Origin of the sequence: Candidatus Magnetobacterium casense, assembly GCF_019173545.1 — a bacterium.
Lineage (GTDB): Bacteria > Nitrospirota > Thermodesulfovibrionia > Thermodesulfovibrionales > Magnetobacteriaceae > Magnetobacterium > Magnetobacterium cryptolimnobacter.
Genome location: NZ_JABXWD010000068.1, coordinates 1 through 12,619, shown reverse-complemented (window position 1 = coordinate 12,619; position 12,619 = coordinate 1). Strand labels below are relative to the sequence as shown.

11 protein-coding genes are annotated in these 12,619 nt (G+C 48.7%); 7 read left to right on the top strand and 4 right to left on the bottom strand.

The window, feature by feature from the left end; genetic code table 11:
* Nucleotides 1-130 precede the first annotated feature (130 nt).
* From HWQ67_RS05600 to HWQ67_RS05585, 4 genes are all read left to right on the top strand, one after another.
* On the top strand, nt 131-2,884 hold the full coding sequence (locus HWQ67_RS05600; RefSeq protein ID WP_218251668.1) for a caspase family protein: 2,754 nt from the start codon (nt 131-133) through the stop codon (nt 2,882-2,884).
* 130 nt (nt 2,885-3,014) lie between these two features.
* The gene (locus tag HWQ67_RS05595; protein ID WP_218251667.1) at nt 3,015-3,569 is read left to right on the top strand and encodes a hypothetical protein; all 555 of its coding nucleotides are present in this window, start codon (nt 3,015-3,017) and stop codon (nt 3,567-3,569) included.
* Nucleotides 3,566-4,093 (top strand): hypothetical protein, encoded by a 528-nt coding sequence (locus HWQ67_RS05590; protein ID WP_218251666.1) that lies wholly within the window; start codon nt 3,566-3,568, stop codon nt 4,091-4,093. The genes HWQ67_RS05595 and HWQ67_RS05590 overlap by 4 nt, the downstream gene beginning before the upstream one ends.
* Before the next feature lie 146 nt (nt 4,094-4,239).
* Complete coding sequence (locus HWQ67_RS05585) at nt 4,240-5,235, top strand: hypothetical protein (protein WP_218251665.1); 996 nt, start codon at nt 4,240-4,242, stop codon at nt 5,233-5,235.
* Here the strand turns inward: HWQ67_RS05585 and HWQ67_RS05580 are convergent.
* On the bottom strand, nt 5,232-6,122 hold the full coding sequence (locus tag HWQ67_RS05580; protein WP_218251664.1) for an MBL fold metallo-hydrolase: 891 nt from the start codon (nt 6,120-6,122) through the stop codon (nt 5,232-5,234). The two genes, HWQ67_RS05585 and HWQ67_RS05580, sit on opposite strands and share 4 nt — an antisense overlap.
* A gap of 39 nt (nt 6,123-6,161) precedes the next feature.
* A complete protein-coding gene (locus tag HWQ67_RS05575; RefSeq protein ID WP_218251663.1) occupies nt 6,162-7,145 on the bottom strand; it encodes an FHA domain-containing protein in 984 nt (327 codons plus the stop codon).
* A gap of 187 nt (nt 7,146-7,332) precedes the next feature.
* On the opposite strand from HWQ67_RS05575, the gene HWQ67_RS05570 reads away from it, so the two are divergent.
* Genes HWQ67_RS05570 through HWQ67_RS05560 form a run of 3 tightly spaced genes read left to right on the top strand, consistent with a single transcriptional unit; the run spans nt 7,333 to nt 10,353 of the window.
* Entirely contained in the window at nt 7,333-8,313 is a 981-nt protein-coding gene (locus HWQ67_RS05570; protein ID WP_218251662.1) for a hypothetical protein, read from the top strand.
* A 44-nt stretch (nt 8,314-8,357) separates the two neighbouring features.
* The gene (locus HWQ67_RS05565; RefSeq protein ID WP_218251661.1) at nt 8,358-9,002 is read left to right on the top strand and encodes a DedA family protein; all 645 of its coding nucleotides are present in this window, start codon (nt 8,358-8,360) and stop codon (nt 9,000-9,002) included.
* Nucleotides 8,965-10,353: a TolC family protein gene (locus HWQ67_RS05560; protein ID WP_218251660.1), complete on the top strand. Its 1,389-nt coding sequence runs from the start codon at nt 8,965-8,967 to the stop codon at nt 10,351-10,353. The genes HWQ67_RS05565 and HWQ67_RS05560 overlap by 38 nt, the downstream gene beginning before the upstream one ends.
* A 342-nt stretch (nt 10,354-10,695) precedes the next feature.
* On the opposite strand, the gene HWQ67_RS05555 is transcribed toward HWQ67_RS05560, so the two are convergent.
* Nucleotides 10,696-11,763 (bottom strand): 3-isopropylmalate dehydrogenase, encoded by a 1,068-nt coding sequence (locus tag HWQ67_RS05555; RefSeq protein ID WP_218251659.1) that lies wholly within the window; start codon nt 11,761-11,763, stop codon nt 10,696-10,698.
* 206 nt (nt 11,764-11,969) lie between these two features.
* The gene (locus HWQ67_RS05550; protein ID WP_218251658.1) at nt 11,970-12,464 is read right to left on the bottom strand and encodes a hypothetical protein; all 495 of its coding nucleotides are present in this window, start codon (nt 12,462-12,464) and stop codon (nt 11,970-11,972) included.
* Nucleotides 12,465-12,619 lie beyond the last annotated feature (155 nt).

The window sequence follows — 12,619 nt, the reverse complement described above, 5'->3', positions numbered from 1 at the left end:
GAGGGTTGTGTGGGAATGGATAACGGGTCGTCCCGACCCGTTATCCGTTGCAAGCCTTCGGCAAAAAAGCAGGGGGTGTGTTATAATATGGGGCTGGAAGTTTGAAGTTTAATGATTAAGGAGGTATGAAATGTCAGACTCAGGTGCCGCCGTGCCACAGGGGCCGATCCTGCGCATCGAGACCGGTATGCACACCGCTGCGATAAACCGGATCGCCGTAGATTACGCCAACCTGTATCTCGTAACCGCCTCGGATGACAAGACAGTAAGGGTGTGGGAACTTTCCACGGGGAGGCTCATCAGGACGTTGAGACCGCCGACTGGAGATGGTAATGAGGGTAAGATGTATTCCGTTGCGATATCGCCCGACGGCAAGACTATCGCCTGTGGGGGGTGGACTGGCTACCAATGGGATGGGAAAACTTCTATCTACCTGTTTGACCGTGAAAGTGGGGACTTGACCAATCGGGTCAGCGGTTTGCCAAATGTAATCAACCATCTTGCCTACTCAAAGGACGGGAGATATCTGGCCGTAGCGCTTGGCGGTGACAACGGCATCCGTATCTTTAACGCCAGGGGTTATACCCAAGCAGCCGAGGACAAGGACTATGACGGTAATAGCTGCGGCCTTGACTTTGACCCGCAGGGGAGACTTGCGGCGGTCTCTTACGATGGATACATCCGGCTTTACGACAGTGGGTTCAAATTACAGGCAAAGGAGAAGGCCCCTGGGGGCAATCAACCTTTCTCCGTAAGCTTCTCTGCCGATGGTGGGCAATTAGCGGTTGGTTTTAGAGACTCAACAAAGGTAGACGTCCTCTCAGGCAAAGACCTCTCTTACCTCTACTCACCGGATACTACAAAGGTGGATAATGGTAATTTAGGCCGTGTAACATGGTCAAGGGACGGCATGCATCTCTATGCCGGTGGACGATATTATAAGGACGGGCAATACCCAATCCTCGTATGCTCAGACAACAAGAGCGATACATACCAGGAGCTGCCTGGCGCAAGCAACATAATAATGCAAATCCTCCCCCTAAACAACGGCGGCATTGCCTTTGGGGCTGATGACCCAGCCTTTGGGACAATAGACAAGCAGGGTGAGAGGACTGTCTATGTTACATCTGATGTCCCTGATTACAGAGGACTCCTCGATGGGTTTCTGATCTCCAACGATGGGGCAACGGTACGGTTTGCATACGAGCAAGGCGGCAAATCACCGGCTGTTTTTGATCTATCCAACAGGCTCCTCGACGCGGATGGTTCCACCAAAGCTGATGATTCTCTAAAGCCGCCCATCACCTTATCAAATGCCCTGAAAGTCACAGACTGGGAAAACACTGTTAAGCCACAGTTGAACGGCACGGCCTTAAAGCTCAGAGAATATGAAATGTCCCGCAGCCTTGCGATAGAGCCGGATGGTGAGGGCCTCCTCTTAGGCAATGACTGGTCCCTTCGCCTCTTTGACAAGACCGGCACCCATAGATGGGAAGTCCCTGCCCCAGGAGTTACGTGGTCGGTAAATATATCTGGCAATGGCAAACTGGCGGTTGCGGCATTTGGCGACGGCACGATCAGGTGGTACAGGCTGTCGGATGGAAGGGAACTCCTGGCCTTCTTCCCGCATAACGACAAGAAACGCTGGGTGCTGTGGACGCCATCGGGGTACTACGACGCCTCCACAGGCGGGGATGAACTTATCGGCTGGCACTTTAATAACGGTAAGGACAAAGCCGCAGACTTCTACCCCGTATCTAAGTTCAAGTCCACATACTACAGACCGGATGTCATCTCAAAGGTGCTTCAGACCCTTGACGTAGAGATGGCAGCCTTTGAGCAAATGCTTCCCCCTGTTGTGAGCATTATCTCACCGCCGGAGAGCACAGAGGTCACCAATACCAACCTGACCATCAGGTATGCCGTGCGCACGCCTTCAGACGAGCCGGTTACAGAAATTAAGGTGTTGGTAGACGGTAGACCCGTTACGATTGATTCTGAAGATAGAGGCAAGGGCGAGGTCAGGATAACCATCCCGCAGCAGGACTGTGAGGTAACGGTTATTGCCGACAACAAAAATGCTTCAAGTGTGCCCGCCACTGCAAGGCTCAAGTGGAAGGGAGCACCATCCGTACTGAAGCTAAGGCCCAAGCTCTATATACTTGCCGTAGGTGTCAATACCTATCATAGTGAAGATGTTCCAAACCTTAGTTTTGCAGTAAAGGATGCCAAGGACTTTGTTGACACCTTCGAGTTACAGAATGACCTCCTGTACAGTAATGTTGTAACTAAGGTTCTTAAAGATGATGAGGCCAGTAAGGACAACATCCTTGACGGCTTTAACTGGATACTAAATGAGACAACTGACAGGGACGTGGCAATGATATTCATATCGGGGCATGGAGAAAATGACAGAACCGGTTATTATTACCTGCCTGTAAACACGGACATAAACAATCTTATAAGGACGGGCGTATCGTTTTCAGACATCAAGAGAACCGTAACGTCAATAGCTGGCAAGTCGCTGTTGTTTCTGGACACCTGCCATGCGGGCAACGTGCTGGGTACAAAGAGTATTGGGACAGACCTGACCGGGCTGATCAACGAGCTGATCAGCGCAGAGAACGGTGTTGTGGTCTTTGCGTCCTCCACGGGCAGACAAAAATCCCTCGAACGTTCCGAGTGGAGCAATGGTGCGTTTACAAAGGCGCTAGTTGAAGGGCTTAACGGCAAAGCAGCTCTGATTGATCCCGACAAGATAACCATCGACACTCTTGGCGCCTACATATCAGATCGGGTAAAGAAATTAACTGCCGGCAAACAGACCCCAACCACCGCAAAGCCGCAAACGATCCCCGACTTCCCCATTGCGGTAAAGAGATAGGCCCGTGCAACAATATGTAATTTTACAAACTGTTTGACGCCCCCATGCAATTGGGCATCTTGACTATACAAAGGTAACATGCTTATAATAAATAGTAAGTTAAACTGATTGCTTATGAGGGACGACAGTGATGGATGAATTGAGTATAGTTGGTGTAGGTCTGTTACCGAGCAGGAATGATACTAAACGACATATGGGACACATGTGGCTCCGTTGGTATGACGACAAGGAAGGCAAGTTTCAGTATAGGGGATATTACCCTGTTGTTGCAGATATACCACCAGATATTGCTGATAGTGAATTGAGAAAGTATTTCTGTAATAAAGGGGTAAAAGTGCGTGGTTGTTATATGGACGATATAGAAGCGAGAGAATCTGAAGAGTCAATGAATAAGCATCAGTATTTGGTAAAATGCTGGGATATCCTTGGCGAACAATACGATATGGTTTTGCAAGATTGTTTTTTATTGGAAGATGAAATCTTTGTAGTTTCTGGGTTTTACTCATGCGATGAAGATATTGATGATGCTGATAACTGCTCATCTTGGGCAATAAAAAAACTTATAAAAGCAAAAGATAACAAGTTTATAGCTTGTAAAAACCCTAAACGACTCAAGCATGTTGAAGAGGCACTATGTAAACATATTGAAGAGGCAATAGCAACACCCAAGGATAGAAAGACATGACCAGTGAAAAAGAAATTGGCACGTTAGTTTTTGATGGAAACAGATGTATTATTCATCTTGAGGATAAGTCAAACGCTATTATTGTGCATACAAGTGGGGCGATTGCCTTGTTTGAAGGGGGTGGGGATGACAGGATACATGGATTTGCGTTGACACGAGAGGATGTCCTTGAGTTTAAGGTTGAGCTTGTTAATAACAAAATTGGAATTTCTTTGTGCTATTTGAGAAAAAAGCAAAAAACCAAACACTTCCTTGGATTTGTTAAAAATGAGGAATCTGCCCGTGCCTGGGTTGAGCGTGTGAACAGGATATATAACAAACCAGAACGGCAAGTAAATAAGCAGTTAGAACCACGTCCAGGCTCGCCTGTTGTCGGATTTAGTAAGGTTCGGGATACTACATGGTCGGACCGGCAGTGGCTTTCATACCTTTCACACGTTGAGCGTATGAAGGTTAAAACCGGACCAAAAACCCCTGCAAATAACCAAGTGTCCCGGCAACGCCATCGGCCTGCATTCCATTGAGGTCTCCGGTGACAGATAGTGTTCAATATGGGCAAGGTTGGGGTACCAGGGGGATGTGGTGTCAATGATGATTATTACAGGATTATGTCAGGAGGCCTGAGGCGTCCCCTTCTTTCTTCTTTAAAATAGAGGATAGAGGTTTAAAAATGAAGACGACTTTTTCTTGCAGGGTGCTCAACGACCCCTTTAACGATCCGGTTCTGTTTGTGCGGTTCAGGCTACAGAGCAATGCCTTTGCCTTTGACCTGGGCGATATATCGGCGCTGTCTGTGAGGGAGGTGCTGAAGATCGTAAACGTCTTTGTCACACACATGCACATTGACCACTTCATAGGTTTTGACCCGCTGATCCGCTGCCTCCTGGGCAGAGAGACACCCGTAAACATCTATGGCCCCGAGGGGATCATCGAGGCCGTCCAGAGCAAACTTAAAGGTTTCACGTGGAACCTTATCAAGCAATACCCGCTCAAGGTCGAGGTCTGCGAACTGACCGATACCGAGGCACTCCATGCGAGTTTCTACGCACAGGAGGGGTTTTGCCGCATTGACCGCCACACACTCCCGAAAACCCCTGAGATACTCTCATACGACGGCATATCCGTTGAGGCCTGCGGCTTTGACCACGGCATCCCCGTGTTGGGCTACAGTCTCAAGGAAGACTTCCACATAAACGTCAACAAGGCCCTCCTGGAAGAACACGGCTTTACCGTAGGCCCCTGGCTCAACACCCTCAAGGCGGCCATCAGGACCGGTGACAACGCCCAGGAGTTTGTCCTCAACGACAGGCTCTACACCCTGGAGGAACTCCTATGCCTGGTGCTCATCACCAGAGGCCAGAAGGTGTGTTACATCACCGACATCGCACCCACCCAAGACAACATCGAAAAAGCCATCGCCCTTGCAACGGGCGCAGACACCTTATATATCGAGGCATTTTTCCTGGAAGGCGACAGCGACCGCGCCCTCAAACGCAATCATCTGACAACAACCCTCACCGGTTACATAGCCAAAGAGGCAGGTGTCAAGACCGTCGAGGTCATCCACGTCTCCCCCAAGTACATCAGCGCCTACCGTGAGGTCATCAGCGAAGTCCTGGCGGCATTTGGCAACACAGAAGAACACCCCTCCGAGGCTGACGTCTAAATTGCGAGTTCCATACCTTCCATCGCCACGCTGATCTTAAGCCCGGTGTGATTCATCTGTGCGTACGTCTGTAGTGCCTGCTCATAGAGGCGGTCCATGAACTCATCCGTGTGTACGGGGTCGTGGTGAAATATGACCAGGTGCTTGACGCCGGCCTTTATGGCAAGCGTGAGGGCATGAGTGGTGGAGCTGTGTCCCCAGCCGAGCTTCGATGGATACTCCTCATCGGTGTACTGTGCCTCCGCTATCAGGATATCTGCGTCTCTTACAAACTCCACGTTTCTGTTGTTCTGCTCCTCGACTATCGATTCAATTTCCCGGGTCTCCTCCTGTGAGGTTTCCCCGGTGCTGATAAAGTTGTAGTAGGGTTCGTTGTCCCCGGTGTATATGATGGTCTTGCCTGCTTCGGTGACGCGGTAGGCATAGCAGGAGACGGGATGGTTCATCAGCTTTGTCGATATGCTGAGTGCCCCAATGGTCAGGGTCTCTTCCCTGAGGTCACGGTAGTGGAGCTTTGCCTGAAGCTCGTTTGCCGTTACCGGAAAGTAGGAGTACACCATCTGCTGAGACATGATCTCCTTGACGCTCTTGTCGTAGTGGGGCGGACCATAGATATGGATATTGAAACTGGGGATAAAAGCCGGTATGAAAAACGGGAATCCGTGTATATGGTCCCAGTGCGTGTGTGACAAAAACAGATGCACGTCCACCGGAGGTTTGGATGCCAACCTCCCCCCCACGAGCCTGATCCCCGTCCCCGCATCAAAGATTATCAACGTGCCATCATCTCCGTTTAACTCTATACACGAGGTGTTGCCACCGTATCGTACCGTGCTCTCTCCCGGGGTGGGAATGGAACCACGCACCCCCCAAAATTTAACTTTCATCGTCTGTCCTCAATCCTGTATGTGTGTTAGGGTTTACTATTATTTGCCCCTGAAGGTGAGTTCAACGTCACCAAGGGTTATCTTATCGTTGTTTCTGATAAAGCTGGCGTCATTTTCCATCAGCGGTGCGTTGTTTACAAAGGTGGGATTGACGCGTGAGCGCGATATGATTACGTATTGACCTTGCTCATACCTCAGGTCTGCCTGATACCGGCTGACCGTCATGCAGTCCTGGGGAAAGGTTATCCAGTCAACCCCCTTGTTTACGCCCTCTTCCTGACGTCCTATCCTGGTGTACGGAGTATGTATAAATATCTTTTTGCCGGCAGACTTGTATACCCCTGCGGTGATTTCAAGGTAGCCCGGCAGTAGTTGTTGTGTGACATCGTTCAGTGCAGGGTTTGGCACGTTGGTCATGCTTGCTTTGTTCATCCTGTCGGTGAGAGTATCTCTGTTTGGTGTATCTTTGTCTGAGAACGTGATGTCCTTTATCTCGAATTCAGGTTTGCCGGCAGACTTCTTTCTTATCAGGATAAGGGCGATTATCAGTGCAGCAGCAACACCTGCCACGATGAGCAGGAGAGTGCCCTTGAACGAAGAGTTAGCAGGGCGTGTGGCGTCGGACTCTGGTGGCACGGTAGCCGTGGGAGTGGTATTTCCCTGTGCCCTGGCAGTGATGCGGGAGGCATGTATGAATATCCCACCTCCTTTGTCATTACCGGCACCGGTTATAATGACGACCCCTTCCACCCTGATATCTGCCCCGGGGGACATGGACGTATCCAGGGACTTGACCGTTATGACATCACCGTAGCCGTCTTTCAACGCAAATCTGCCCAGCTTGTCTTTAGTTGCCATCTCCTCTATGGCATCGACCCTACCTTCAATGACGACCTGTTTATCAACAAACTCGTGTCTGTTTGCATAAAGCTCCTTAACCCTGCTAATCTCCAGAGCAGATGCACTGCACACGCAAATCAGTTCCACAAGTACAACAAACAACAATGCTTCTGAATGTCTCAATCTCAATAGAATACCCTCTCCCTGAAATCGGGTAACCTGCCGGTGGCAATACAACACGCTGTCCACCAATGTTTGTTCTAAAGTCTTAAAGTATGGCACTTTTGCGTAAGATGACAGTCAATGCATCTATCATAGTAAACAACAACAGCCACGTGCTTGTCAAGTTTTTGGTTGCTTTCAATTTTTAATGCCATATCGTTATAATATAAAGATGAAGATGGATACACCACCAGGCGGTTACGATAAGCTCATCAAGGAGCTGATGGAAGAGATAGAGCAGCCTCTGATAGAAAATGTCTTGGGGATCAAGGCAGATAAAGTTACCAGGCTAAACACTTTGATGCAGTTGACGGATGAACGCGAGACTGATTTCCTGGCCAGGGTGGACTGCGCCAACACCGACTCCTTCATTGCACATGCAGAGTTTCAGAGCACAAATGACCCCAAAATGCTTAAGAGGATGTTGCGGTACTTTATTCACATCTATTCGTTGTACGAGCTGAGAGTAAAGCAGTACGTTATCTTTATCGGCAAAGATAAGATGAATATGAAAACTCGGTTAAATCTACCAGAGATGCGCTACAAGTACAAGTTGATTGATATGAGGAATGTCAAGTGCGAGCAATTTCTGTATTCCGGTGTACCGGGGAAAATTATCATAGCTATATTATGCAATATGGGTGGGCGCGATGAGAGGGAGCTTGTACGACAGATTTTAGGGGAGTTAATGAAGGTCGCTAAAGGACTGGAACTGTCAAGAAATATAAGGACATTAGAGATGCTCTCAAGGTTGAGAGACATGCAAAAAATCGTGATAGAGGAGGTTGGAAAAATGTCAATTGCATACGATTTACCGATAGAAAAGGACCTAAGATTCATACAAGGTAAGCAAGAGGGTATACAGGAAGGCATAGAAAAGGGTATACAGAAGGGTATAGAGAAGGGTATACAGAAGGGTATAGAGAAGGGTATACAGGAAGGTTTGGAAAGTGGCCGGGTGGAAGGCATGCAAGATACGATAGAACTGTTGTTAAGGGCAAGATTTGGTGAAGAAGGCTTATCGTTTATGCCTAAGATCAGAGGCTATGGAGATACGTCAAGGCTCCGCTCAATAACAGAGGCGTTGATAAAGGCTCAGGACATCAGGGAGATTGAGGTATTGCTTTAAATTGAGTGTATATATCCATAAACTGGGTTAATCTTTGTGATACAATGCAAGTGATTAGAAATCTGTTTGATATCGTGATGCACCTCGATAGGCATCTCTACGACCTGATCAACGGCTATGGCAGTTGGACATATGCCATTTTGTTTATCATTATTTTTTGTGAAACTGGTCTGGTCGTAACGCCGTTTCTGCCTGGGGATTCACTGCTCTTTGCCGCCGGTGCGCTGGCCGCCATTACGCCGCTGAAGGTTCACTGGCTGCTCATCCTGCTCAGTTTGGCCGCGATAATTGGCGATACCCTCAACTACTGGATAGGTCATAGCGTCGGCCCCAGGGTGTTTAACAAGGAGCATTCGCGGCTGTTCAACAGAGAGCACCTGGAGAGGACCAGACGCTTCTATGAAAAATACGGGGCAAATACCATTATCCTGGCACGTTTTATACCCATTATCCGGACTTTTGCACCGTTTGTGGCCGGCATCGGCAAGATGACATACACACGCTTTATCACCTACAACGTCGTTGGCGGACTGCTGTGGATCACGCTTCTGATTCTGGCGGGGTATTTTTTTGGAAACATCCCCATTGTAAAGAATAACTTTACCATTGTCATATTCGCTATTATCATACTCTCCGTCATGCCTGCTGTCTATGAGTATCTCAGAAGTAGATACGGAAAGTCCGGTTGAGTCCCACCGCAACGTGAGAGTTGCAAGTTCTGTTATCCAAATCGGGGTCTGGTTGATATCCCTGTGGATGCTGCCAGCATTGCTCTTTGGGGCCGATGTATCGCATCCCTACAGCCTGGAGGAGCTTTACCGGTATGCCCTGCAGACCTCCGAAACAATCAAGATATCGCAGGAGGATATCTACATCGCAGAGCAGCAAAAAAACAAGGCCGTTGCGGCTGTTCTCCCAAAGGTTTCGGCCTTTTCACTCTACACGCAGTATAACCGTGACAAGGTTGTCTCCGGGGGAATGGTGATGCAACCAAACTCATCCGCCAGCGGCGGCGTCAGACTGGATGAAAGTCTTTCGTTGGGAGGCAAAGAGTTCAAGGCAATTGATATGGCCGAAAAATCAATCGAAAAAAACAGATACGACTACGATTCCGTAACCGAAGGATATCTCTACGGCATTGCGGGGGCCTTCTACGACTGTCTGAAGGCAAAGAAGTCCGTGGAGATAGCACAGGCAAACGTCGGGCGACTAACCCTCTACCGTGATGCGGCCAGGACCAGGCTGTTAGCCGGAGAGGTGACAAAAACCGCACTTCTGAGGGCCGAAGCGGAACTCTCAACGGCCACAACCGAGGTGTTGCAAGCACAAAACGACCTGAAGATCAAAAAGGCCACACTAAAAAAACTCGCAGGCCTAAAGGATGACTTCACGGATGACTTCGACGTCAGAGACACCCCCCCTGTAACGCACGACCTGGCAAATTGCATTGCAGGCGACATCGAGTGTCTCACCCAAACGGCCATAAACAGAAGGGCCGAGCTCAAGTCATACACCACTGCCAGTGAGATTGCCCAAAAGACAATAGAGTCTGCAATCAGCTCTGCCTGGCCGACGTTGTCCGTGGAGGGCGTGCTTATGAAAAAAGACGACAATCCCGGCTGGTTATTCGACAACACCGAAATAGCCTACGCAACCGTAAAGTTGACCCTACCCCTGTACGAGGGTGGCACCAGGCAAGCCAATATCAGGGAGGCCAGGGCAAAGCAGCGACAGAGTGAGTTGGCTGTCGAATATCTGAAAAAGACCATATCCCTCGATGTTGAAAGCGCCTGGTTGCAATATCTGACACAAGGAGGCGTCATAAACGCCCTCAGAGACACCGTGACCTACGCCGCCGACAACTACCACAGCGTAAACAGACAATTCGATGCCGGTCTTGCAACAACGCTCGACGTCATGGATGCCAATAACCTGTTGGTTACCTCCGAGCGCAGACTATCAGAGGCCATATACGGCTACGAAATGGCATACCTAAAACTAAAACGCTCAATTGGCATACCCTTAAGCGCTTTGGATTAAAAACAAGATACATGGCATTTTACGGGGTCAAGGGGACTTCTTCGTGCCAGGGGCGGCTCGCCCCTCCCCTTGCGGGGGGTTCTGAAGGGGGCCAGGAGCGTCCTGGAGCGACAAGAAGCGGAGCCGCCCCTTTCTTTCTTTGTATCGCATGCAATCGAAACGCGCTATAAAAGGTTTCGCAGGAACCAAGTGCGACCTGGAGCGACAAAGAAGCGGAGCCGCCTCTTTCTTTCTTGGCTACCATGAAATATAAAGAATATACATAATTAGTGCGTTGTGGGTCTACGGGGGGATAACCGCCCCCGTTGTACTGCACACCAAGCCTACGCGCTATATTGACTGCTACAAATTAGCTACATAGTTTGCGACCAGGTCTCCTGCCTCTGTTGTTGATATCCCCATGTTGCCGGCGGCGAGGCTCTTTATGTGTTTGCCCGTGACCTCCATTACTGCTCGTTCAATGAGGGTGGCGGATGTTTCCTCACCGAGGTGGCTTAACATCATTGCCCCTGCGCAGATGGCGGCAAGGGGATTAATGATATTTTTACCGGTGTACTTTGGGGCTGACCCTCCGATGGGTTCAAACATGGAAGTGCCCGCCGGATTGATGTTGCCCCCGGCGGCAATCCCCATGCCACCCTGGATCATGGCACCAAGGTCGGTGATTATATCGCCAAACATGTTGTCGGTAACTATTACGTCAAACCACTCGGGATTTTTGACAAACCACATCGTAATGGCATCGACGTGTGCGTAGTCGCCCTTGATGTCGGGATACTCGCGGGCAACCTCATAAAAGACACGCTCCCACAGGTCAAATGCGTAGGTCAGGACATTGGTCTTGCCACAGAGTGTGAGCTTTTTATCCTTGTTACGCCGCTTGCAGTAGTCAAAGGCATACCGTAGGCAACGCTCAACCCCCTTGCGTGTATTGACCGACTCCTGGACCGCAACCTCATCAGGGGTACCTTTCTTGAAGAATCCGCCGGCTCCGGCATACAACCCTTCGGTGTTTTCCCTGACGACAACAAAATCTATGTCTTTGGGCCCCTTGTCCTTGAGTGGACAGTCCACGCCAGGGTAGAGCTTTACAGGTCGCAGATTTACATACATGTCAAGTTCAAACCTCAGTCTCAACAGTATCCCCTTCTCCAGTATCCCCGGCTTGACGTCTGGATGCCCTATGGCACCAAGAAACAGCGCACTGTGACGCCTCAGATCAGACAAGGCGCTCTCCGGTAACACCTCACCGGTTCTGAGATAACGCCCTCCTCCAAAATCATAGTGCGTAAATTCAACTTTAAAGCCGCCCAATGCTGCAGCCGCCTCCAGAACCTTTATCCCCTCACGGATAACCTCAGGCCCCGTGCCATCCCCTCCGATAACACCTATATTGTACGTCCTGCTCATGTATATGCCTCCGAATATCTTTAAAAAATCAAACAACCTCAAATATAATACCACAAAACACTATATGACAGGGGCAATATCATCACAGGATTTTTTACAGCAAGAGAGATTTATACTACTTCTTGTCTATTGTGTGCAGGTACTTATCATATTTTAATTAATCAAGTCAAAATCTGCAATAAACGACAACGAATTCAACCAGGCAGTCAATCCATTTCCTCATAACTATGAATAATATACCCCGAAAAGCTTTTAAACGCAGGCAGCCTGTTTAAAATGTCTTTCAGGTTAGCTCGGCTTTTATGAAACGTTAATTTTTCGCTTTTAACTTCATAATTGTTGAAGAAGTTTGCGCCACCGCTCAACGGATCTGTCAAGACTAACTTACCGTTATCTGCTTTAGCAAACTTTATAACCTCTTGTTTTTTGAAAACAAAATGTTGTTCATCCGGTAGCTTGGTAATCTCTGCTCCCAGATACAGGGGTTTATTGACGCTGCTTGCATAACACAGGTCTTTACAGGCAAAATTCACCATTTCATCAAACTGTGTCCTGTAGCTCATGACGGCCACCTCATCGGCTGCATCTATGATGTGAAACGACAATGCCTTGTCATCAATTGCAAGCGTATTGAACCAAAACGGTATTGCAAAGGACAACTTTAATTTACCGGTTGAAGCGGCACGTAAATCTCTAAGCATATGCAGATACTGTCTGAGGTAATGGGTCTTGCGCAGGTTAAAATCTTTGTATCCTCTTTAAAAAGCATGGTAGAGGGGCAGCAGAAAAATAATTATTGCAAAATAGCTCAAGAAGTGATAGACTGTTATATATGAATCAAAGAGCAATAGAATCA

Excerpts from the sequence above, each read along its gene's own strand:
- HWQ67_RS05590 (WP_218251666.1), top strand. The coding sequence starts at position 3,566 with ATGACCAGTGAAAAAGAAATTGGCACGTTAGTTTTTGATGGAAACAGA.
- HWQ67_RS05565 (WP_218251661.1), top strand. The coding sequence starts at position 8,358 with ATGCAAGTGATTAGAAATCTGTTTGATATCGTGATGCACCTCGATAGG.
- HWQ67_RS05555 (WP_218251659.1), bottom strand. The coding sequence starts at position 11,763 with ATGAGCAGGACGTACAATATAGGTGTTATCGGAGGGGATGGCACGGGG.
- HWQ67_RS05560 (WP_218251660.1), top strand. The coding sequence starts at position 8,965 with ATGAGTATCTCAGAAGTAGATACGGAAAGTCCGGTTGAGTCCCACCGC.
- HWQ67_RS05550 (WP_218251658.1), bottom strand. The coding sequence starts at position 12,464 with ATGCTTAGAGATTTACGTGCCGCTTCAACCGGTAAATTAAAGTTGTCC.
- HWQ67_RS05580 (WP_218251664.1), bottom strand. The coding sequence starts at position 6,122 with ATGAAAGTTAAATTTTGGGGGGTGCGTGGTTCCATTCCCACCCCGGGA.
- HWQ67_RS05600 (WP_218251668.1), top strand. The coding sequence starts at position 131 with ATGTCAGACTCAGGTGCCGCCGTGCCACAGGGGCCGATCCTGCGCATC.
- HWQ67_RS05570 (WP_218251662.1), top strand. The coding sequence starts at position 7,333 with ATGCCATATCGTTATAATATAAAGATGAAGATGGATACACCACCAGGC.
- HWQ67_RS05585 (WP_218251665.1), top strand. The coding sequence starts at position 4,240 with ATGAAGACGACTTTTTCTTGCAGGGTGCTCAACGACCCCTTTAACGAT.
- HWQ67_RS05595 (WP_218251667.1), top strand. The coding sequence starts at position 3,015 with ATGGATGAATTGAGTATAGTTGGTGTAGGTCTGTTACCGAGCAGGAAT.